We start from the raw sequence: 22,870 nt of genomic DNA, 5'->3' as shown, positions 1-22,870 counted from the left end.
TTTTTTATTACAACACTATAAATTTTCATGGGATCAATGAACAGAGAATGGTTTTTTATTCTTTAAGGCTTATCTAACTGTAAAAAAGTTGTCTTTCCAGTTACGCATTTTCACTAAAACACTTGAAAAGGCTACCTTCCATCCCCACACATTGCGCAGCAAAAGCGAATAACTGAGCAGCAGCAGAAGAAGCATTTCGCCGCGCAGGTTGTGATTACCGGTATTGTACGTACGTTCTTTTCCGATGGCAAAATCGTCGGAATTCACAAAACATATCTCCTCAACTTTCTACGGAAATGAAGCAGAACTTGTTCAATAAGTTATTTGGTTTACAGACGAGCTTCCGGAAGGCTTAACAGCAGCAATGTATTTATCAGACAGGAGCAGCCCAGTCAATATTAAGGCAATCATGAAAACGGAACATACATACCCACAAGCAAAAAGAAGTCGGTGCAGCCGTATGAATTCCCGCACTTGACGAAATGAACACGTCAGTATCGGCAGCTTATAGGACCGCTGGAATAAAATGCAAGCCATCTTCTCATACTAAGGGAGAAAATGGAGGTGAATGATATGCCTGACAATAACGCCGATCCAAAAACACAGCGAGCAGATAATCGTACGGATAAGCATGACAATCAACAGAATGAGGATAATGCCACTGAAGATAATCAGACGCTGACAAGCGATAATGCTGCCGATAAAGTGCCAAGCCTGAATGGTGTTTTCAAAAATAAAGTTTAATCTTCAGCAGGCTTCAAAGTGGCTGATCAGGGTGTTAGAGACCTGATCAGCCATTTTTTTTGCAGTTATTCTCCCTTTTAGTTTACAAGATAGGATTTCCACCAATTCAATACCGGCCTCCTCATTAAAAATCAGCATGCGAATATGAAAATCGTTCTCTATAATCTCCTTTCGGGAAGCGCTAACATAATAAATAGTTAACTATGGAAAGCGAGGCTTCTATCGATGGGTTTAGAGCAGATGCAGCAGCGTTTTGCCAAGGCTGATCCCCGTTATGGGCCTGTGCCGTTCTGGTGGTGGAGCGGCGAGGAGGTAACCGAGGAGAGAGTTCGTTGGCAGCTTCAGAAATTTCATGCCGGGGGCATGCGAAATATCGGGATTATTCAGCTTGCCCCGACAGGCCCGCAGTATGGCTCCGTCGGCGATCAGCCGGTGTTCTTCAGCGAAGATTGGTGGAGGTTATTCGAGGTGGCGCTGCGGGAAGCGGAGCGCCTGGGCATGTATTTGTGGTTCTACGATCAGATCGGGTTCTCCGGCGCCAATCTGCTGGCCCGCATCGTAGCCGATCAGCCGCAGCTTGCCGGCTATCAGCTACGCCGGTTCCGGTCGGCCGATGAGATTCCCGAAGGCTCCATGCAATTGACCGAGCAGGGCGGCTATATTTATGCGGCGGTCAGGCAGGGCTTCAACTGGCTCGATCCGGAGGCGGCGGGCCTGCTCATTGACCGCATACACGGGGAATTCGAGCGGCGTTTCCCGCATGATCTCGGCAGGACGCTGGCCGGCAGCTTTCAGGATGAGCTGCCGCCGCTGCCGCTGTGGACGCCGGAAGTATCCGAAGCCTACCGCAAGCGGTATGGAGAAGAGCTTGCGCCTTTTATTCCGGCGCTGTTCGAAGACGCACCAGGCGCGGAAACGGTGCGCAGAAGGGTCTACCGCCTGGCCGCGGAGCTTGCGGAGCAGTCGTTCTTCATCCCGGTCGGTTCCTGGCATGAGAAGCATAATATGCTCATCGGCTGCGATCAGGCGGGCCCGGCCAGACGCGTCGAGGTCCACGGAGCGCAGCGGCTGTACCTGGATTATTTTCGGACGCACCGCTGGTACAACTCGGCCGGAGCGGACATGGACGGCGAGATCAAGCCGCATTCCTCAATGGTCCACCTGCATGGCGGCAAGCGGGTATGGCTGGAGGCGTTTCATTCCAGCGGGTGGGGCGGCACGCTCGAAGAGACGATGCATTGGCTTGTCCCATGGTTCCAGGCCGGCGCTACGCTGTACAGCCCGCATGCTGTGTATTACAGCACGCGGGGCGGCTGGTGGGAATGGGCGCCGCCGGATACGGGCTGGAGGCAGCCGTATTATGAGCATTACCCGGTATTCGCCGATACTGTCAGCCGGGTATGCGGCCTGCTCAGTGAAGGAACGCATATAGCGGATGTGGCGGTCCACTATCCTTCCTATGCGGTATGCGGGCTGATGACACTGGAGGATGGCGGCAGGGATGAGCATCCGATGGCTGTATCCAACCGGGTTCCGAATGACGCGGTCGGCCGCATCGATCAGGTGTACAAGAAGCTGACCGGCAGGTGGAACCGCAAGGAGCTTGACGATGTGGGAGAGCTTCGCAGAATCCGCCGGGATTACGATATCGTTGACGATTCCGCGCTTGCCAAGGGATCCTGCGACGGAAAGCAGCTTGCCATAGCCGGAGAACGCTTCTCGGTCGTCATGCTGTGCGGAACGACCGTAATGGATGAAGAAGCCAAGTGGAAGCTGGAGGAATGGATCGTCCAGGGCGGCTGGGTCGTTGCGGTCGACGTCCCCGAAGGGGAGAGGCAGCTTGCTGGCGCGTATTATGTGGATACGCCGGAAGAGGCGGCTTTGCTGATCGATGAGCGACTGCCCAAGCGGATTATAGGGGACGGCATGACGCTGCAGCGGCAAACGGACGATGCGGATATTTTCCTGCTGCTGCCGCCGGAAGGCCTGCTGGCGATGCATCAACCGGCCGGGCCGGATGCGGTCATGCCGGGTACGGCGCCATATCGGCTGCGCACAGCCGGTGAGCCAGAGCTGTGGGATCCGGTGACCGGCAGACGCAGACCGCTTCCCCATAAACGCGCCGGAGAATGGGTCGAGCTGGATATTCCATTCACTGATTGGCCTGCTGCTCTGATTGTTTCGATGCTGGAGAAGGGTTCCGGGACGGTTATGGAAAATCGTGCGGAATCGGGTGGCCAGCCGGCCCGTTCCGTGAGCCTGAGGGCCGCTGATCCCGACGAAGCGATACCGGATGGAACAGGCCGGGAGCTGGACGGCCCTTGGAATGTTACGGCCGTACCGACGCTGGATAACCGCTATGGCGATTTCGACCTGCATGACGGGCAGACGGCACTTCTTGGCATTGAGCGCCGGCAGTTCAGGGTCAGTCTGGAGCGCGGCGGATCTGAAGGCGAGCAGGCGGGCTGGCAGCGGCCGGAATACGACGACTCGGCATGGCTCGACAGGCTGTGGAGCGAATCGGCCTACTGGCTGGCCTGCAAAGGAGACCGCTTCCGGGAGGATTCCGCCTGGCCTGTGGTCTACAGCCAAACATTCGGCGATCTGTCCTTCCGTACCTGGGCCGGAAGAATGGGCAGAGTTCCGCGCCGCTATCTGAATCTTGGACGGGCCGGGAAGGGCGAGATCGTCTGGGCGCGGACGCATGTCATTGCGCCTGAAGCCGGACGGTACTGGATTCGGGCGGAGAGCAATGCGGAATTGACCTGCCGCGTGAACGGCCTGGTCATTGAATTTGCCGGCGGCCCCGAGGAGCAGACGGCCTGGGTTGAGCTGGACTCAGGCAGCAATGAGCTGCTGATCCGGGCAGCGGCGCTTTCCTCAGGATTGATCCGGGCCGGAATTGAAGTGAACAGGCAGGCGGGGAAGCCGTTGCCCAAATATGTCTATGTGCAGAGCCCGAATTTGAAATCGGCGCTGGCCACCCAATTGAACTGCCCGCCTGATCGTCCAGTGCGGCAGGTCCGGATCGAGTTCGCGGCACGGGGTCGGGCCGCTCTCCATGTGAACGGCAGCATCATTACCGAGCATGGAGACTTCAATCCGTATATCCGCCAGGGACAGGAAGAATTGGATGTCACCCAGTGGTGGCGCAGCGGACTCAATGAGGTCGGAATAACGCTGCCCGAGGGGCGCGGGGAAGTGCTGATAGACGGCATTATCGATTATGAGGACGGGGGAAGGACGGTATTCTGCACCGGACCGGACTGGCGTGACGAACAAGGACAGCCGCCGCTTGTCTACCATGAAGCGGTGCTGCAGTTCGCCGAGACGGAGACGCTCTGGATCGCGCCGCGTCCCCATCCGCTTAAAGGCGTAGGCTGGCTGATGCCGGATTCCGTTCCGGTGAGCGAGCCTCTGCCGTTTCATGCCGATTCCTCTGCGATCGGCAGACCGGTCTGGATCCGCTTCCCTCTTCCGGCGGGAGCGGACCAAATGGAGCTGCGCCATACCGGACGGGCGCGGATTTGGCTGAACGGCTCAGAGATTGCGCTGCGCGGCGGCAAAGCGGTATTCGCCCCGCAGTCTGCCGGAGCATGCGTTGCCGTCCGCATCGAGCCGGACGGCGCCGAATCCGAAGCGGCGGTGCTGACAGCGCCGATCCGCTTCCGCACCTCGCAGGTGCGCGGCGAGCTGGGGGACTGGCGCACAGCGCTTTGTTTGCCGCATCATAGCGGCGTAGTGGAATATGAGCATGCCTTCCGCACGGACAAGAAGGGCGTATTCACCCTTGACCTCGGACATGTCCGGGGGACGGCGGAGGTGTGGATTGACGGCAGGCCTGCCGGCGTTCGTTTATGGCGGCCATACCGGTATGCCTGCGGCAGTCTGGAAGCGGGTCCGCACCGGCTGCGCATACGCGTAACCAACACGCTTGGCACCCACTATGAAACCGGCCGGCCATCCAGCGTAGTCGGAGCGAACAACGCCATCATGTACTGGACCCGTAAGGATGAATCCGCATGGCAGCCGATCTTCCCATCCGGAGGGTTGTATGGACCGGTGAGAATCAGTGAGTAGCGGGCTGACTTGAGATGCCCCGGGAGCGGTGCCTGTTTTCCGCCGCTCCCATCCAACGATTATGAAGAGAGGAGAGTCTGTCATTGAAGCAAAATCAGGAACGCGTAGTCGCGGTTTATCTGGTGGAAACGCCGTATTCCCTGGAGCACGCCGCCGGGATATTGGCAGGCGAGCAGTCGACGGGCACCTTCACGGCGGTGCCGGGAGAAACGGATGATCTGAAGTTCGAATTTGGCGCAGTAGTGGAAGGCATCCGTCCGCTCGAAATTGTGGATGTGCCGTCACTGCCGGGCGCGACTGTTCCGGCCGGTCACAGCGGCGGTTACCGCAGGGGAGAAGTGAGGATTTCCTTCCCGCTCCATAATTTCGGCCCGTCCATCCCCAATCTGATGACGGCGGTGGCCGGAAACCTGTATGAGCTGCAGGAATTGTCCGGGCTTCGTCTTCTCGATCTCGATCTGCCCGAAGCCTTCGTCCGTGCATACCGCGGACCCCGGTTCGGCATTGAAGGGACACGGGAATTGTGCGGCGTATCCGGCAGGCCGATTATCGGGACCATCGTCAAACCCTCTGTCGGGCTGCCGATGGAGGCGCTCGGCCGGCTGATTACGGAGCTTGCCTTATCTGGACTGGATTTCATCAAGGACGATGAGCTGAACGCGGACCCTCCTTATGCGCCGTTCGCGCTGAAGGTGGAGACGGTGATGGATGCGATCCGGCGCGCGGCGGACCGGACGGGCAAGCAGGTCATGTACGCCTTCAACATTACGGGGGATATGGACCAGATGCGCCGCAATCACGACCAGGTGGTTCAATCAGGAGGCAGCTGCGTGATGGCAAGCATCAACAGCATCGGCTTCACGGCCCTGACCGAGCTGAGCCGGTACAGCGAGGTGCCCATTCATGGGCACCGCAACCAGTGGGGAATGCTGACCCGCTGTCCTCAGCTGGGTATGGATTTTCGCGTCTACCAGAAGCTGGCCCGCCTTGCCGGAGCCGATCATATCCATGTGAACGGCTTGCGCAGCAAGTTTTACGAGAGCGACCAGTCCGTCATTCATTCGATCCGCTCCTGTCTGACGCCGCTTGGGGATACCCGGCTGCCAATGCCGGTTATTTCTTCCGGGCAGTGGGCCGGGACGGCGGTTGATACTTACGCTGCGACCGGCACCGTCGATGTAATGCATCTGGCGGGCGGAGGCATTCTGGCGCATCCGGACGGACCGACGGCGGGAGTGAAAAGCATGAAGCTCGGGTGGGAGGCGGCTGTAAAGGGCGAGTCGTTGGCTGCGTGTGCGGCCAGACATCCCGTTCTGCAGCGCGCCGTCGACAAATTCGGCGCCAAATCATGAAGGTGCGGCTCCCCTGCAAGGAAAATCCTGCTTCTATGTACGCTGCCCTCGGGATTTGCCCCTGTAAGCGGGAAAAATCGTGCTGCGACCCTGAGCCTGGGCCAGTCATGCTGCAAGCGGCGCGCCAGTAAGGAAAATCCTGCTTCTAAGCACGCTGTCTTCGGGATTTGCCCCTGTAAGCGGGAAAAATCCTGCTGCAGCCCTGAGCCCGGGCCAGTCAGGCTGCCAAACGGCACGCCAGCAGTGATCCTTAAACTAGTCAGAGGGCAGCCTATTTACCGGCTCGCTTCACTCCTTGCGCGGGTCATCTCATGCTGGAAGCGGTTTCTTAAAAATCGACATGCTTTTCTTATTTTTCTTCAATTTCGCATCAAAGCCAGCCTCTGTAAGATAGAGGTACAGCATGGCAGCGGTTTCAAATTATTGTGGCTTCGGAAAGGAGAGGAAGGCCTTGAGCGCAGAATTAAAACAACCCCCCTTGATAACCGCCTCCTCGCAATCGGCTTCCTCCGGTTCGGTCTGGAGGCGGTTGAAAAAAGAGAAATATCCGCAGATCTTCGTCTGGATCGGGATTCTCTTGCTTGTCATTTTTCACTTCCTGCCTCTGTTCGGGATTCTGATGGCCTTCAAGGATTATTCGGTCACGGATGGCATCCGCGGCATTTTCACAAGTCCGTGGGTCGGGTTCAAATATTTCGAGGAGTTTTATAACGACTACCAGTTTCACAATATCGTACGCAACACATTGGCGCTTAGCCTGCTCAAATTGGTTTTTACCTTCCCGGTCCCGATCCTGTTTGCGCTGATGATCAATGAGGTCAGAATTCACTGGTTCAAGCGGGCCGTACAGACTGTCAGCTATTTGCCGCATTTTATTTCCTGGGTTGTCGTATACGGGTTTATCGTCGTTTTCCTTTCCGGCGAATCCGGCATGGTCAATCATTTTCTCATGTCGGTGGGCATTATCGATGAACCGATCGGCTTTCTGACCAACCCGGATCATTTCTGGGGCTTGGCGGTGGGAAGCGCGATCTGGAAGGAAATGGGCTGGTGGACGATTATTTTTCTCGCTGCGGTATCGGGAATCGATCCTTCCCTGTACGAGGCGGCGCAGATTGACGGGGCTGGCCGGTTATCGCGGATTTGGCATGTAACCCTCCCCGGCATTAAGGGAACGATTGTCGTCGTCTTGATTCTTGCCCTGGGCAGTCTGCTTGGAGGAGGGCTGGTCGGTTCGAATTTCGAACAGGCGTTTCTGCTGGGGAATCCGCTTAATGCCGACAAATCGGAAATTTTGCAAACGTACGCGTTTCGGATGGGGCTTGCGCAGGGGCGTTATTCCTTCGCAACCGCCATTGATCTGATCCAATCCGTTATCTCAATAGTATTAATTCTCTCAAGCAACTTCATCGCGAAGAAAACGACGCAATCGGGTCTGTTCTGACCGCTTAACAAGAAAGGAGGCAGCATCTTGGCTAAACGCACCTTGGAGGACTGGCTGGTTGACAGCGTTAACTATATATTGATGGTCCTTGTTTTTCTCATCACCTTCTACCCGTTTTTCTACCTGCTTGTCGTTTCCTTCAACAAGGGGATGGATACGGCCCTCGGCGGCGTTTATTTTTGGCCGCGGGCCTTTACCTTCGAGAATTACAGCACATTTCTGAATGATCCCGACTGGATCAAGGCATTCTTCGTCAGCGCAGCAAGAACGGTCGTCGGCGCGGCTCTCGGGTTGTTCGTCACCTCGCTGGTCGCTTACGGCTTGTCTGCCAGGCAGCTGCTGTTCAAAAAATTCTACTACATGCTGTTTATCGTCGGAATGTACGTATCGGGAGGCTTGATTCCCTATTACGTGGTTCTCCGCCAGCTCCATCTGCTGAATACGTTCTATGTCTTTGTGATCCCGACGATGCTGAACATCTTCTTCCTGATTATCGCCGTTTCGTTCTTCAGGGATCTGCCGCCCGAGATGGAGGAATCGGCCAAAATCGACGGAGCCAGCGAATGGACGATTTTCAACCGGATTATTTTGCCGGTATCGAAGCCGCTCCTGGCCACGATGGCCTTGTTTTTGGGCGTGTCGCAATGGAACTCATGGCTGGATTCGGCCTACTTTGTATCGAGCGACAATTTGCGGACGCTGACCTTCCGGATGATTGAAATCATCAACAAGGGCAATATTCCGCTGGACAGCCGCAGTGCGGAATATGCGTCCCAGGTAGCCCAGGTTACCCCGTTTTCCCTGCAGGTCACGGCGATGGTCATCGCGGTCGCGCCTATCATATGCGTGTATCCGTTCCTGCAAAAATATTTTGTGAAAGGCACGACAATCGGAGCCGTCAAAGGTTGAACGAACTAAGCTGGTATATTAAATGGAATGGCATTCACAGATTCATCCATTCCATCGATATAGATTTTTAACTTTATAGAGATAATTAAGGTTTACGCCATTAAATCTCTATAAAGGTTGAGGGAAGAAACCTGCCCCTGCCGCCGGAAGACGGCGGAGCCGGTTCTTCTTAACCGATAAAGGGAGGAAATAAAATGTTTACCACAAAGAGATGGCTTGGCGTTCTCGTTGTACTCTGTCTGTCATTATCGCTCGCCGCTTGCGGCGGCGGCAATAATGGCGCTGGCAATACCGGCAGCGGCAATGAGCCGCCGGTGAGCAGCAATGCGCCGGCATCCGATAATGGGGAAGGCAGCCCGCAGGCTCAGAGGACATTAACCATGTTTGTCGATTTTCCGTGGTGGCCGATGAGCGATTGGAGCGGAAAAATTCCGGAAGCCATCACGACGGCAACGGGTGTCACAATTCATGTTCAGGTAGCCTCCGACGCCAATCAGCTGCCGCTGATGATCGCATCCGGCGAGCTGCCGGATCTGGTGTTTACGTACGACCATATTTCCAAAATGTCGGATTCCAAGGTATCCTACCCCTGGCAGGAGCTGATCGACAAGTATACGCCAGATTTCAAGATCGACGACCTGACCAAGGCCGTCAACACGGTGTCCGACGGCAATTATTATACGGTGCGCGATGGATTCTCTCCGCCAGGCGAACTGGCCAAATATCCCAAAGCTCTGTTCCGGGGAGGCGGCATGGCGCTGCGTACGGACATCATGGAGGAAATCGGCAATCCTGAGATCAAGACGCTGGATGATTTCCTGAATGTGCTCGGCACGGTCAAGGAGAAATACCCGGATATGACGCCGCTTGCGCTGACGCCCGGACAGATTGATTCTTATTTCCGGCTGCAGCTCGGACTGCCGCGTTTCGGCTTCACGGAGGTCGAAGGCAAACCGGCTTATTTCATCGGCGAACCCCGCCAGCTGGAATACTATCAATTTATGAATGAATTATATACGAGAGGATTCATTACCGCCGACCAGTATACCTGGAAGGATCCGAATCAGTCCAAGCAGCTGGCGCTGACCGGGAAGGCGTTTGCCTGGGAATATACCGAAACGGCGGCAGAAACGCTTAACGCCGAGCTTGCGAAGAACGGGGCGGCGTTCACGTTTACGCAGCTTACGCCCATGCTTACGGACAAGGCCGCGCTGATTAACAATAATCCCGGCTGGGCAGGAGTATTCGTGACGAAGAGCAGCAAGGATCCGGAAGCGGCGATCAAGTTCATTGAATACATGCGCAGCGACGAGGGTACGCGTCTTGGCGACTGGGGTATCGAAGGCGAGGATTACAAGATGGCGGATGGCGGCTATCCGGTATTCAGCTACAATACCAACGATTTGGATGTTGTGAAGAAGAACGGATTTGTGTATTGGGGTCTCCTGGCGGATACCTACATTACGCAAGGGTTGGCCCGTTACCAGCCGGAGAATCAGCCGCAATCCACCGCCGCGATGGAAGCGATGACCAAGGTGTATCAATCCGATCCGCTGCTCGGTACGCTTGTGCCTGAAGTCGGGTCGGCGGAAGCGGTCATTCAATCCAATATCGACAATATGATCAAGACGGCGGAAGCGAAAATTTATCTGGCCAAATCCAAGGAGGAGGCGGTTAAGGCCTATAATGAAATGATGGATCAAGCCCGTAAAATCGGTTTGGACAAGCTGAACGAATGGGCGGTCAAGCGTTACGGGGAAGCCCAAAGCAGAATTGATACGAATCAATAAGAACCATAAATAAAGGCGGAGATAAGCATGCCATGCTTGAGCTCTGCCCTTTATTGGCTTTTGTTCTCCAGGTCAAGGAATAACCTTTCCTTCGGCCATTAGCGATTGTTTCGATTGTGAAAACCATGTAAGATGAAAATCACAGCTAGTCAATTCAAGGGAAAAGTAGTGAGAGATTTGACGCTTTTTCATAAAATGGTGCAGCGCTTCCGCGATATGCGGATCGCCAGCAAAATGTTTGCCGGTTATTTCGTGCTCGTCCTGCTGCCGACGATCGCCTTCAGCTCGACATTTTACAATCAGTTTTACACCAGTATTTTCAAGGATTATTCTCAAAGCAAGCAGCATCTGATCGAGCAGGCGGCGGGCAGCCTTGAGGTCAGCCTTGCGCAGACGGAATCCATTTATAATTTGTTTCAATACAATCCGGAGGTTATCGATTATATCGGCGGTCACTATATGTCCGACGCGGATCAGGTGTACAATTATCTCAAAAGCATCCGTCCCGTATTCAACTTCGCTTATTCCGGCAATTCCTCCATCAACTCGGTGCGGCTCTATATGTATAACGAGCATGTGCTGCCGGTTGCAAGCGAGGTGGGGTACTACAGCGATTTGAAAAATACCGACGTGATCAGCAGACTGAAAACGCTTCCCATGAACAAGGGCTTATGGATCGTCGAAACCCATCAGACGGATACGATCCCGTCCATGACGTATTACCAGAAAATTTACGACAGCAGCTTCTCTATTGAGCTTGGCATTATGGAAGTCAATGTGAAACCCGGCATTACACAGGATTTCTTCAATTCGGTCTCCTCGGTTCCGGACCGCAATATTATGTTTTTCCAGGAGGACCGGATTCTTTACCGCGACATGAATATGAAGCTTTCCGAGGGGCAGACGACCGCGATTCTGGATCGCCTGCAGAAGCAGCCGGGCTTTTATTACTGGAGCGAACATAAGCTCTTCGTCAATTCGGTAGCCGTACAGGGTCTGCCCTTCCGCATTTTGCTGATTAACGGAATTGACGAGGCCTTCTCGGATATGAGGGAGAAGACGGTCGGATTTGCCGTCATCATTATCGGGCTCTTGGCGCTCTTGTCTCTTATTTACTATCTGACCGTGTCGATGCTGACCAAGCGGATCGTTCGTCTGGCCAAGCATATGCGCAGAGTCGATCAGAATAATTTGATGGAGTATGTGGGAAGAGTGGATCAGGACGAGGTCGGCCTGCTCACGGTTTCGTATAATTCGATGATCCGGCGGATCGACGATTTGCTCAACCGGGTCCACCGCGCCGAGCTGATGAAGAAGGAAGCCGACTATCAGGTGCTTCAGGCGCAAATCAAGCCGCATTTTCTCTACAACACACTGGAATCGATCCGGATGCTGGCCGAGCTGAACGATGACGAGGAAGTCGTGGAGGCCATCTATACATTCGGGCGGCTGCTGCGCTACAGCCTGTCCTCCGGCGAGAACGACACGCCGCTGGAGGAGGAGATCGAGAACATCAAGCATTATTTGCAGGTGCACAAGATACGCATGGAGGATAAGCTGCATTTCCGGTTCCGGGTGGAAGCCGAAGTCCTGACGGTGCGCTGTCCGCGGTTTATTCTGCAGCCTCTCGTCGAGGATTGCATTGTGCACGGCTTGAGCAAAACCCGCAGGGGCGGAACGATCGATGTCCATATATGGCAGGAGAATGAACGCATTCATATCACCATTGCCGACGACGGGGCGGGGATGCCGCATGACCGGCTGGAGATGATTCGCGGCGTGCTGGCAAGGCGCATAAACAAGGACCTGCTGCAGTCGACCGGGTCGGGTATGGGACTGTATAACGTAAGCGAGCGGATGAAGGCCTATTTCGGCGAGGACAGCATCTTCGAGATTGAGAGCAGGACCGGCGAAGGTACGTGCTTCACGCTTATTTTCCAAATCAGGAGGGATTCCCATGCTGAATCTCATGATCGTGGACGATGAACCGATTATCATCAAGGGACTCACCAATATCGTGGAGAAATCCAATATCCCGTTCAAGGAAATCGTCAATGCCTGCGACGGGCTGGATGCGCTGGAGAAAATGGCCGCGTTCAAGCCCGATCTGATCATTACGGATATCGAGATGGCCGAAATGAACGGGCTCGACCTGATCCGCGAGGCGCAGGACAAGCAGCTGTGCAAGCGCTTCATTATCCTCACGGGATATGAAGAGAAAATTTATTTGCGGGAAGCGATCCGGCGCAAGGTGATCGACTATCTGCTCAAGCCGATCAATAAAGCGGAGTTTCTTAATCTGCTGTCGGAGGTGTGCCTGGAAATTGTGCATGAGCAGAGCGCGAACCGTCCGAAGGCGGCTCTGGCCGAGGAGAGCCCGCTGCTCCCGGAAGGAAAAAGATGCCAGATGTCGCGCAATATCCGCAGAGTCGTCGAGTACATTGACCGGCACTTCACTCAGGACCTGTCCCTCGATATGATCGCGGTTCATGTCGAGCTGCATCCGAACTATATCAGCGGCCTGTTCAGGAAGGAAACGGGTCTTACCTTCATTCATTACCTGCATTTATGCCGGATCAGGAAGGCCAAGCAGCTGATGCTCTCCGACGAGGATATCTCCTTTCAGACGATTTCGGAGGAAGTCGGGTATGAGAATGTCCGCCATTTTTTTACCGTATTCAAGAAATATGCGGGCGTGACGCCCGGCGAGTTCCGCGAGCTGTACCGCCAGACGCTGCGCGAGATCCATTAGCTGGATTTTCAAAAAGCCCCGCCTCATTGTCAAAGGGTAGCTTGTCCTTTATTATGGTACTTGTGCATCGAACCTGTGAAGAATCTATCCTTACCCTATAATGGAGGACAATTGAATGCGTATCGGAGCAATAGAAGCGGGCGGAACCAAATTTGTATGCGGAATCGGCAATGAGCATGGCGATGTTGAGGATCGGGTCAGCTTTCCGACGGAGCAGCCTGAGGTTACGCTTGCTAATGTCATTAATTATTTCCGAGATAAACAGGTTGAGGCGATCGGAGTCGGCACGTTCGGGCCGATTGATATCGATCCATCCAGCCCGACATACGGCCATGTAACGACTACCCCCAAGCCAGGCTGGGGCGGCTATGATTTTCTGGGAACGCTGAAGAAGGAGTTCGACGTTCCGTTCGGCTGGGACACGGATGTGAACGCCGCGGCGCTTGGAGAGGCCACCTGGGGCGCAGCCAAAGGCCTTGACAGCTGCATCTATTACACGATCGGAACCGGCGTAGGCGTAGGCGTCTATACGGAGGGCCGCCTGGTGCATGGACTTGTGCATCCGGAAGGCGGTCATGTGCTGGTGCGCCGTCACCCGGAGGATGCTTACGAGGGCTTCTGCCCGTACCACGGCGATTGTCTGGAAGGCATGGCGGCAGGTCCAGCCATCGAGAAGCGCTGGAAGGTGAAGGCGAGCGAGCTTCCGGTGGATCACCCGGCATGGGCGATGGAGGCATTCTATATCGGACAAGCCGTAGCAGGCGCGATACTCCTGTTATCGCCCAAGAAGATCATTCTGGGCGGCGGCGTCATGCATCAGCTGCAGCTGTTCCCGCTCATTCACGCGGAAGTGCAGCGCAATTTGAACGGCTATGTGAATCACCCCAGCGTCAAGGAAGGCATCGCGGATTATATCGTGTCGCCAGGACTTGGCGACAATGCCGGATTATGCGGCTCGGTGGCGCTTGGTCTTGAGGCGCTTAAGAGGGGTTAGTCCATATTTCAGGCTTATGAGGAGCCGGTTCCTGATGTACAGGAACCGGCTTTTCATTATTTATAGTATATAAAGCCATAAGGAATCATTGAAATAGCGGATAATTAAAACTTACGTTTATGATAAGGGAGACCAGACCCCTCTTCACAGTAGGATTTGAGACTATAAAGGAAAATAGCCCAGTTGTAGTTACAAGAGCGAAAAAATGGCGTTACTTCTCTCCAGTTCATATGACGTAAAGTAATATAAGAATTCCCGTTCTTTTCTTCAATGTCAAAGGAAATAATCGTACCAATCCATTCTGGATCTGAATCTATACACTGCCATATGACTTTTTTATTTGGGATCAATTCCTCTATTCTCATCTTAGTTATGTCATTGCTGCCGAATCGAAATTCATTAATAAAGCCAATTTGATTATTGATAATGAGTTCATTGGTCCATATTTCCGACAGTCCCTCAGCGGTGGTTAAAGTTTCATACACCTTCGACGCTGGAACATGTACGGTTTGCAAGTGCTCGATATTTGCCATGTCTTACCCCTTTCTATACCTTGGATATGGTTATTAGCAGTTTCATGGTTATGATAACATGTAATGAATACAATAGTTTCTTTTGGATTGCTATGTCGGCAATTAGGTACATCATCTCCAATCACGATATTACCCGTAATTATGGATCGAATGTTATCTATCAAATAAAAAAAAGACACATGCTCCTTGGAGCACATGTCTTAACCGATCCTGTCATCGTTTTCGCATAGCCTTGCCGTACACATAGAATTAATATATCAATAATTGGTTTAGCTAACATCCAGGGGACTGATGTGCTACCAAAATGCTGAATGTCTAAAACGGTTTCTTTAAATATAATTGAAAGAATTGATTTCTCATTACGTTAGCGCAATGCGGTGCAGCGCAGTGTTGCAAAAACAAAATAGCGATGGATCGGATCCACCGCTATGCTTGCGCTTTTTGCTTGCTTTTAATACTCGCCTTTAATTACAAAAAACGAGCCTCGAATTGTCCCGGCTAGTTTAGACTTCTGTCTGGCAAACTTAAACTTCTTCTCTTCTAACTCCTTTGGTACCCCCATCCCCTCAGAAAGCTTAAAACCAACGGCCCGTTTCTTAGGATCATCAACCGTATACATGACATTGACCGCTAGACCATCCTCATAAAAAACGAAGGCCCATTTGATATTTTCCACTTGAAAACGTGACGTTTCTAAAGGTTTGGCTGCAAACTTAATATCACGTTCTTCTTTCAAAATTCGGTTCACATAATCAAGCGTCTCCTGGCTTTCGCTAGCTGGTACTACCGTAAACTCATGCTTGTATTTGTTCATAAAGTAACGGGCTTCATTAGCACGTAAACCAGCAAGCGCTTCTGCTACTGGTGAAGACTCTAAATCAATCGTAGACACATTTTTAAAATCAACGATATGGGACATTTCCATCCTCCTCGTATTATAAATGATGCCGTCCCATCCTTCGACCGGTTCCCTTCGGAACTGATAATGATGGCCGACAATCGGTTTGAAATCGTTGTCCATGACCCATTTCGCCAGCTTACTATAGTCGGTCAAGGCGTCCTACACCTGCTTGATAGAACTTTCGAACTTAAAATCGAGCGATAGATCGATCTTGCTTTAGTCCTGTTCCTCCTTAAGAAGCTGATCCAGGCGAACCATATTTTGTTTCCAAAATTTCTCGTAGTACGACAACCAGTCCTGAAGTTCCTTCAGCGGTGCGGGATTGAGACGGTTTCGCGTCTCACGGCCGACTTTACGCTCGGTCACAAGGCCGACTTCCTTCAAAATCGTCAAATGCCCGGAGACTGCGGTGCGGCCCATCGCAAAATACGGAGTCAACCGATGGAGCGGCAATTCATCCGCATCCGCCAGCAGTCGAATGATCTCGCGCCGGGTCGGATCGGCCACGGCATAATAGACATCCCGTTTCTGTGCATCTGCGCTCATTATCACCGACTCCCTCGTATGAAATGAAATTAAAAAGATTAGTGTTTTGATTATAGGACAGTAAATAGTGTCTAGTCAATAGGTCCACCTTCTTTCCAAAGAAAACCAATAGTTTCATGTGAAGATGAAAAAACATTGTTGACAAGACAGTAAATGGTGTCCAATAGACTTTGAGGAGGAAACAAATGAGCAAGATTATCGACGCGGTAACAAACTCAAAAGAAGAAACCTATCCCCGTGGAAAAATTGTCACCTATTGGGTTACAACAGCGCTGCTTGCATTCGTTGAGGGGAGCGGAGGAATTGGGGAACTAAGCCATCAATGGGGAACGCTCGATACAGTGGAGATAGTAGAGTATCCGGTGTACTTTCTGACCATTCTCGGGATTTGGAAGGTGCTTGGGACGATAGCCATCCTCGTGCCGGGCTTTCCGCGGCTTAAGGAATGGGCGTATGCAGGCATTTTCTTTGGAATGACCGGCGCAGCTGCATCACATGCATTCGTGGGGGACTACGGGGCTTATGCGTACCATATTTGGAGCACTCTTGGTCTTGCAATCCTAGCTCTCGCCTCGTGGGCGCTACGTCCGAAGAGCCGCAAACTTTAAGGAGGTGATGAAATGATCAACCGTCTATCTTGAAAATACGCTACCTTAAACTATCCATTCAAAGCGGGGAGAAGGTGATGTGAACGAGAAAATCCTATCAAAAGAGGACTATGAAGAATTACTTTGAGACCGTTGTGGGATTCAAATCTTAGTATCTAATCACACCGAGTAACCAACAGTGTGGTTCTGTGCAAAACTTATCTGACAAGGAGATGACATCATGCAAGTACGCATGAAAAACCCTGCAATAATCATATCTGACGCAATGAAGGCAATTCAGTCTTTAAATGCCGCACTGCACAAGGGCTCAATATCAGAGACAACTCTCCATCTGGCTCACTTACGCGCGAGTCAAATAAACGGCTGCAGTTCTTGCGTTGAATCAGGTGTATTGTATGCCAAAAAGGCTGGCGAATCTGATGAGCGCTTATTTGCGGTTGCAGCCTGGCGGGATTCTCCGCACTTTACGGATGCCGAACGTGCTGCTTTGGCGTTAACGGATGCAATAACCAGGCTCAGTGATCGGGAAGACCCGGTACCAGATGAAATTTGGGATGAAGCCACCCGGCATTACGACGAAACCGCCTTGGCTGCCCTGATTCTCTCGATTGCTACAACCAACCTTTTTAATCGCCTCAACGTCACAACCAGACAAGTTGCGGGATCTTGGGGTTGAGTGTGTATTATAAGAAGCAGTTGACACGACACCAAAGCGTCATTTAATTAATAAAATCACCAAAAGATGTACGAAATTGGACTTCTAGGAGAGGGTGTTGTGAACGATAACAACTGCTTCCGGGATGTGTTTGAAGCGATCGCGAATACAACAAGACGTCAATTAATTCGTCTGTTGGCAGAATCTGAGGAGTTGCCTCTCCATGAATTAACGACAAAGTTTCAAATGGGCCGCACAGCGGTATCAAAGCATTTGACAATCCTTAAAGAGGCCGGGTTGGTACTTGACCGGAAGGTAGGCAGAGAAACGCGATATAGGCTATACGCCTTTCCACTGAGTGAAATTCAAGATTGGGCTGCAAACTACAACATGTTCTGGAGTCACGTTCTGCTGGGTTTGAAACGTCAATTAGAGGAGGAAGAAGAATGAGTGAAACGTTAACCTTGGATTTTCAGTACAAGACCTCGATCGAGAAGCTTTGGACCGCCTTGACGGATTCAGGTAAGCTTGCCAAGTGGATCACGGAGAATGATTTCAAGCCCGAAGTAAGCCACAGATTTCAGTTCCGCTTGCAGCCCGTCGGAAATTGGGATGGCGTTGTTGACGGCGAAGTGCTTGCCGTTGAACCGCCAAACCGGTTGTCATATACCTGGGTAAGCGGACAGGAGAAGCAAACGGTCACCTGGACACTAAAGGATCTGGGGGATGGCAAGGTTAATCTTCATCTTGAACAAACTGGAATCTCGACTGTCCAAGGACTCGAGGGCGCCAAGTGGGGCTGGACGAACTGGTGCGGCGAGCTTGAAAAGGTGTTGGAACAATAATCGCCTGTTTGTCCCGAAAACAAAACCGGCTGCATGCTGTGTGCAGCCGGTTTATATTTTACACATTAATATGATCAGAAGGATGATGGGTTGTCTGAAAACCAATCAATTTTAGTCAACAAGACAGAGGGGCGGATCTGCCCAAACGATTTTGTTCCAAAATTGCGACAATCAGAACCGCCAGTGTTGGTAATAAGCCGATCTAGCGGAATTTGTGACCGAGCCAATGGACGGGATCAGCGCAGCGGTGTCCGCAGATACGACGGACGCTCCGAATAAAGCCAGGCCAGGCTGATTTGCCATGCTCAGCCCGCTCGCCATATTGACATCGCATGTTTTGTAATAGCCGACGGCTGGATCCGTGCCGAAATCATGATTGGAGCACATGACGGTATTCGTAAATGTACCGTAGACATAGCTGCCGTTCGCGCCGTAGCGGACTTCCTTCGTGCCTGTAAAGTTGCACGGATTGTTCTCGCCTGCGCAGTTGACCCAGTTGGCTGCTGCTGAGCCCGTGGTCGTCACGTTCAATGCATTGCTCGCCGCCGACACATTTCCTGCCGCGTCTTTGGCTTTCACCGTGAAGCTGTACGGCGTGCTCGCCGTCAAACCTGACACCGTGAAGGTCAATGCGCTGGTGGTGGAGCCGGCTAGCGTCCCGTCTTTATAAATGTCATAGCCGGTGACGCCGATATTGTCGGTCGAGGCCGACCAGGACAGGCTGACGCTCGTATCCGTTTTCGATGGCGAGGTCAGGCTTGCCGGCGCGGAAGGAGCTTGCGTATCTGCTGATGAATTCGTCGTCACGTTCAGCGTATTGCTCGCTGCCGACAGATTGTTGGCGGCATCCTTCGCCTTGACGGTGAAGCTGTAGGCGGTGTTTGCCGTAAGGCCGGACACGGTGAACGTCAGCGCGCCTGTCGTGGAACCGGTCAGCGTGCCGCCGTTATAGATGTTGTAGCCCGTTACGCCGACATTGTCGGTCGAGGCCGACCAGGACAAATTGACGCTTGTCGTGGTCTTCGAAGGCGATGTCAGACTTGCCGGAGCTGCAGGCGCCTGCGTGTCGCTGCTTCCGCTGCCAGCCATATTGACATCGCAGGTTTTGTATTGTCCGGGTGCCGGATCAACGCCGAAGGCGTTGTTGGAGCACATGACAGTATTCGTATAAGTGCCGTAAACATAGCTGCCTGGCGCGCCGTAGCGCACTTCTTTGGTGCCAGTGAAGCTGCACGGATTGTTTTCGCCCGCGCAATTGACCCAATTGGCGGCTGGATTGGTCGTTACGCTCACTGAATTGCTGGCAGCCGACAGGTTGTTCGACGCATCCTTCGCTTTTACGGTGAAGGTAAAGGCTGTGCTTGGCGCAAGCCCGGTGACGTTGAAGGTCGTCGCCACCGCTCCTGCCGTGGAGCCCGCCAGATTGGATCCGATGTAGATGTTATAGCCCGTTACGCCGACATTATCCGACGATGCTGACCAGGACAAGCTTATGCTGGTATCCGTCTTCGACGGGGAGGTCAGGCTGGACGGTGCCGTAGGCGGCTGTGTATCACCGGCGTCGGTTGTCACGTTCAGCGTGTTGCTGGCGGCTGATATATTGCCGGATGCATCCTTCGCCTTGACCGTGAAGCTGTATGCCGTGCTTGGCGTCAGGCCCGTGATGGGGAAGGTGGTGGCGCCTGCTCCGGATGTTGATCCGGCCAGCACGCCGTTCTTATAAACATCGTAGCCGATCACGCCGACATTGTCGGTCGAGGCCGACCAGGACAGATCGACCGTAACGTTGGACTTCGTCGGCGCGGACAGATTCGTCGGCGCGGAAGGAGCAGTCGTGTCCGGCGGGCCTGTAAAGACGGTAATCGTCTGCTCCTTGACGCTTGCCCGTCCTCCGTTATCCCATACCCCCAGAATGACATGGTACGTACCCGGCTTCTGATACGTATAGGTCGGACTTGCGGCCGTAACGGGAAGGCCTTCCCCGAGATCCCACAGGTTCTCGACGATCGAGCCGTTATCGGTCGAGGTGTTCGTGAACGTAACAGGCTGCCCGAGCTGTACGGTAAGCGGTGCCGTGAAATTCGCAACCGGCTTCGCGTCGCTGAAGCCGCGGCTCGTAAGCTGCGTATTCGTGCCGTTGCCGCTTACGGTGTTGCCGCTCCACTCGAGATCAGCAGCAGAGGACGGATATTGGTCGATTGACGGTCCGCCGTTTCCTGTGATCGTGTTGTTGATGAAGCTCAGACGGTCGGTACCGCTTGCCGTCGTGATCTCGATCGCTTTCCGGCCGTTATTTATGATCTGGTTGCTGTCGAACACGATGTTTCTGGTATCGCCGTGAATCCGGACCGCGTTGCCGTCATAACCCGGGTAAGCGGCGGCCGGATTGCCGATCGGACCGTTCTGCCAGATGTTTTTGTAGAAATACTGATACTGTTCGATTTCTCCTGTACCTGTGCCCTGGAGCTGCATGCCCCACATGACGATGTTCTTGACCGTGTTGTAGTTCCACAGCTGATAGCCCGTGCCGGGCGACTGCTGCATGCCTACCTGCTGGCCGCCGTCGACCAGGTTGCCCGATGTGATGCCATGGTCAACCATGACCTCAAGGCCCATGTTGCCGACAGAGCCGTCGGTCGCCTTGACGGTGTTATTGCGCACTGCGATGTATGCCGAGCGTACCGCGCTGATCCAATGGTCTACATTGTTGTTCTCCACAATGGAATAGTCGACACCGGTGTGCAGCTCAATGCCGAGTCCTTCCATCTTCTTGCCGGTGCCGGTAACCGTATTGCCGCGGACAATGGCGTAGGGGCTGTCGTCATTGACAAAAATCCCGCCGCGTCCGGTATCTGCGATCGTATTGTTCTCAATCAATGCATGATCGGATCCCCAGCCCACGCGGACACCGCCGCCCCAATCGGAATTTACGCCGGTATTTGTCACGATGTTGTCGGAGATCTCAAGGTTGGTGGTCGTAATTCCGTAGAGGGCAAAAGGGCCGAAGCCGGATGAAGCGGCCAAATCCTTGACTCTCAGATGCCGCATTTTGTTGCCGTCGCCGAATTCGGATGTGACCGCGGACAAAGCAATCGTACTGTTATTGCCGTCGAGCGTCATGTCTGACACTTCCGCGTTCGTTACATTATATAAGTGAAAGAACGTGGTATCCGAAGCGGACGTGAATTTGACGGTCGTTGAATCGCGTCCTGCGCCGGCGATCTTGACGCCGGATTTGCCGTTTACCTTCCCGGACAGATAATAGGTTCCGGCCGGAAGGCTTACGGTATCGCCGCTCGCGGCCGCATTGACGGCGTTCTGGATCGCCGTTTTGTCATCCGCCGTGTCGCTGCCGTTTGCGCCGTAAGCGGTTACATTAATGGTGGCGGCTGAAGCAATCTGCACCGGTATGACCGGCAGAATTACCGATAGCGCACAAAAAACACTGAGCACCCTCATCTTCAGTTTGCGGGGTTTAATAGACTTGCTCCTCATCTTCATTGATCCCTCGCTTTCGTAATTTGCTGCTCTCTTAAAACTGTCATGCGCCTTATACTCTTTGTATTTCGCCAACCGCACATCCGTTCTTCCGTGCCTCTGGACCTCCCTCCTCTCAAATCGATCATGTCATTCTTTGGAAAAATCGTAAACTGTACAAAAACATACAAACTGTACAAAACCTGCAATCCGGACTATCAAAATTTCGATTTCCAGTACATTTCGGTGTCTGGATTACGGTCATCGGACATACCCTCCAAACAATAAAGGGAGCATAAGACGGATCTCTCTACCGAATTCGAATATTTTACAGCTGGAATATTTCATTTCTTTGTTTGAGCAGCGCCAGAGTCCCAGCTTCCCAAATAAGAACGGAAACAGCAAAAAAGCCAAATCCCCAAAAGGAATTTGGCTTCACATGCTGTATATGCTATTGGATAGGCCCGCAAGCAATCCGGTTGCCGGAATTGCCGGAAGGATCGGTCACATAGTCATCGGCCTTCTCGTGAATGATGATCGCTGTCCCGCCCGGTTTGCGCAGAGAGTTGGCTGCATCTTTGGCCAGGGTAACGTTTTTGCTCTCCATATCGGCCTTGACCATTCCATCTGCTCCAACTGTTATGTTCAGCAGGTCGCCGTCATGAAATCCTTTGGGATTATTAAATCCATGCTCCTTATTCCGCGGGTTCAGATGTGCGCCTGAGGAAGTGAAGTCCGGGGTCTCGCATTTTCCGGTTTCATGGAAGTGAATGCCATGGACGCCCGGCGGGAGATTCTTGGCTTCGATATGAAACAGGACTCCCTCGCCTTTCTGGGTAAGTATGGCGGTGCCGACGGCTTCTCCCTTGGTGTTGATCAATTGTACGGTCACTTTCGCTTCCATGTGATCTGCATTGGCCTCCGGGACAAGGATTACGGATCCGATCAGAAGGAAGCCAAGCAAATTCATACAGACTGACACGATGATTTTCTTCATTGATTTTGTCCTCCTGGATGCTGGTTTTTTTGAAAATATAAGAAAGTATAAGACTCCTCCATACTTTGCTTATATTTCTGAGGGAAGAAACTTTCTGCGCCACCGAATGACGGCGACAGCCGTTTCTTCTTGAAATATAAGAAAGTATAAGACTCCTCCATACTTTGCTTATATTTCTGAGGGAAGAAACTTTCTGCGCCACCGAATGACGGCGACAGCCGTTTCTTCTTGAAATATAAGAAA

General features: G+C 52.9%; 21 protein-coding genes. 13 read left to right on the top strand and 8 right to left on the bottom strand.

The features are described from left to right. Positions 1 to 69: 69 nt before the first annotated feature. Positions 70 to 267, bottom strand: coding sequence for a hypothetical protein (locus AC0YNV_RS33445; RefSeq protein ID WP_475771912.1), 198 nt, complete (start codon positions 265 to 267; stop codon positions 70 to 72). A gap of 306 nt (positions 268 to 573) precedes the next feature. Here AC0YNV_RS33445 and AC0YNV_RS33440 point away from each other — a divergent pair, with 306 nt between their 5' ends. From AC0YNV_RS33440 to AC0YNV_RS33400, 9 genes are all read left to right on the top strand, one after another. Next, positions 574 to 744, top strand: coding sequence for a hypothetical protein (locus tag AC0YNV_RS33440; RefSeq protein WP_475771911.1), 171 nt, complete (start codon positions 574 to 576; stop codon positions 742 to 744). A 225-nt stretch (positions 745 to 969) separates the two neighbouring features. Then, the gene (locus tag AC0YNV_RS33435; protein ID WP_475771910.1) at positions 970 to 4,824 is read left to right on the top strand and encodes a glycosyl hydrolase family 2 protein; all 3,855 of its coding nucleotides are present in this window, start codon (positions 970 to 972) and stop codon (positions 4,822 to 4,824) included. A gap of 83 nt (positions 4,825 to 4,907) precedes the next feature. Beyond that, positions 4,908 to 6,176, top strand: coding sequence for a ribulose-bisphosphate carboxylase large subunit family protein (locus AC0YNV_RS33430; protein ID WP_475771909.1), 1,269 nt, complete (start codon positions 4,908 to 4,910; stop codon positions 6,174 to 6,176). Between the two features lie 451 nt (positions 6,177 to 6,627). Further along, positions 6,628 to 7,620, top strand: coding sequence for an ABC transporter permease (locus AC0YNV_RS33425; protein WP_475771908.1), 993 nt, complete (start codon positions 6,628 to 6,630; stop codon positions 7,618 to 7,620). A 27-nt stretch (positions 7,621 to 7,647) separates the two neighbouring features. After that, on the top strand, positions 7,648 to 8,529 hold the full coding sequence (locus AC0YNV_RS33420; RefSeq protein WP_475771907.1) for a carbohydrate ABC transporter permease: 882 nt from the start codon (positions 7,648 to 7,650) through the stop codon (positions 8,527 to 8,529). 194 nt (positions 8,530 to 8,723) lie between these two features. Next, on the top strand, positions 8,724 to 10,319 hold the full coding sequence (locus AC0YNV_RS33415; RefSeq protein ID WP_475771906.1) for an extracellular solute-binding protein: 1,596 nt from the start codon (positions 8,724 to 8,726) through the stop codon (positions 10,317 to 10,319). 168 nt (positions 10,320 to 10,487) lie between these two features. Continuing rightward, a complete protein-coding gene (locus tag AC0YNV_RS33410; protein ID WP_475771905.1) occupies positions 10,488 to 12,305 on the top strand; it encodes a sensor histidine kinase in 1,818 nt (605 codons plus the stop codon). Further along, on the top strand, positions 12,277 to 13,071 hold the full coding sequence (locus AC0YNV_RS33405; protein WP_210045838.1) for a response regulator transcription factor: 795 nt from the start codon (positions 12,277 to 12,279) through the stop codon (positions 13,069 to 13,071). Before AC0YNV_RS33410 ends, AC0YNV_RS33405 begins: the two co-directional genes overlap by 29 nt. A 115-nt stretch (positions 13,072 to 13,186) precedes the next feature. Beyond that, on the top strand, positions 13,187 to 14,065 hold the full coding sequence (locus tag AC0YNV_RS33400) for an ROK family protein (protein ID WP_475771904.1): 879 nt from the start codon (positions 13,187 to 13,189) through the stop codon (positions 14,063 to 14,065). Between the two features lie 104 nt (positions 14,066 to 14,169). On the opposite strand, the gene AC0YNV_RS33395 is transcribed toward AC0YNV_RS33400, so the two are convergent. The 4 genes from AC0YNV_RS33395 to AC0YNV_RS33380 all read right to left on the bottom strand — a co-directional run bounded on the left by AC0YNV_RS33395 (position 14,170) and on the right by AC0YNV_RS33380 (position 16,045). Then, positions 14,170 to 14,598 carry an SRPBCC family protein gene (locus tag AC0YNV_RS33395; RefSeq protein WP_475771903.1) on the bottom strand — a complete coding sequence of 143 codons (429 nt, stop codon included), beginning with the start codon at positions 14,596 to 14,598 and terminating at the stop codon, positions 14,170 to 14,172. Positions 14,599 to 14,758: 160 nt separating this feature from the next. Beyond that, a complete protein-coding gene (locus tag AC0YNV_RS33390; RefSeq protein WP_475772008.1) occupies positions 14,759 to 14,938 on the bottom strand; it encodes a GrpB family protein in 180 nt (59 codons plus the stop codon). Positions 14,939 to 15,049: 111 nt separating this feature from the next. Continuing rightward, the gene (locus AC0YNV_RS33385; protein ID WP_475772007.1) at positions 15,050 to 15,517 is read right to left on the bottom strand and encodes a phage tail protein; all 468 of its coding nucleotides are present in this window, start codon (positions 15,515 to 15,517) and stop codon (positions 15,050 to 15,052) included. Between the two features lie 198 nt (positions 15,518 to 15,715). Continuing rightward, positions 15,716 to 16,045, bottom strand: coding sequence for an ArsR/SmtB family transcription factor (locus AC0YNV_RS33380; protein WP_475771902.1), 330 nt, complete (start codon positions 16,043 to 16,045; stop codon positions 15,716 to 15,718). A 185-nt stretch (positions 16,046 to 16,230) separates the two neighbouring features. On the opposite strand from AC0YNV_RS33380, the gene AC0YNV_RS33375 reads away from it, so the two are divergent. The 4 genes from AC0YNV_RS33375 to AC0YNV_RS33360 all read left to right on the top strand — a co-directional run bounded on the left by AC0YNV_RS33375 (position 16,231) and on the right by AC0YNV_RS33360 (position 18,153). Continuing rightward, complete coding sequence (locus tag AC0YNV_RS33375; protein ID WP_475771901.1) at positions 16,231 to 16,653, top strand: DoxX family protein; 423 nt, start codon at positions 16,231 to 16,233, stop codon at positions 16,651 to 16,653. A 220-nt stretch (positions 16,654 to 16,873) separates the two neighbouring features. Next, positions 16,874 to 17,329 (top strand): carboxymuconolactone decarboxylase family protein, encoded by a 456-nt coding sequence (locus AC0YNV_RS33370; protein WP_475771900.1) that lies wholly within the window; start codon positions 16,874 to 16,876, stop codon positions 17,327 to 17,329. 66 nt (positions 17,330 to 17,395) lie between these two features. Then, positions 17,396 to 17,758: an ArsR/SmtB family transcription factor gene (locus AC0YNV_RS33365; RefSeq protein ID WP_475771899.1), complete on the top strand. Its 363-nt coding sequence runs from the start codon at positions 17,396 to 17,398 to the stop codon at positions 17,756 to 17,758. Then, a complete protein-coding gene (locus tag AC0YNV_RS33360; RefSeq protein WP_475771898.1) occupies positions 17,755 to 18,153 on the top strand; it encodes an SRPBCC family protein in 399 nt (132 codons plus the stop codon). The genes AC0YNV_RS33365 and AC0YNV_RS33360 overlap by 4 nt, the downstream gene beginning before the upstream one ends. Positions 18,154 to 18,324: 171 nt before the next feature. Here AC0YNV_RS33360 and AC0YNV_RS33355 read toward each other — a convergent pair whose 3' ends face one another. From AC0YNV_RS33355 to AC0YNV_RS33345, 3 genes are all read right to left on the bottom strand, one after another. Then, positions 18,325 to 21,648 (bottom strand): fibronectin type III domain-containing protein, encoded by a 3,324-nt coding sequence (locus tag AC0YNV_RS33355; RefSeq protein WP_475771897.1) that lies wholly within the window; start codon positions 21,646 to 21,648, stop codon positions 18,325 to 18,327. A 433-nt stretch (positions 21,649 to 22,081) separates the two neighbouring features. Next, positions 22,082 to 22,627, bottom strand: a complete 546-nt coding sequence (locus tag AC0YNV_RS33350) for a superoxide dismutase family protein (protein WP_475771896.1) — start codon at positions 22,625 to 22,627, stop codon at positions 22,082 to 22,084. Then, on the bottom strand, positions 22,624 to 22,870 hold a 247-nt coding region (locus AC0YNV_RS33345), incomplete at its 5' end, for a hypothetical protein (protein ID WP_475771895.1). The genes AC0YNV_RS33350 and AC0YNV_RS33345, both read right to left, overlap by 4 nt.

This window comes from Paenibacillus sp. JT31N11, from assembly GCF_056269285.1.
The sequence above is the reverse complement of the archived record's forward strand: the minus strand, read 5'-3'. Positions and strand labels throughout refer to the sequence as shown.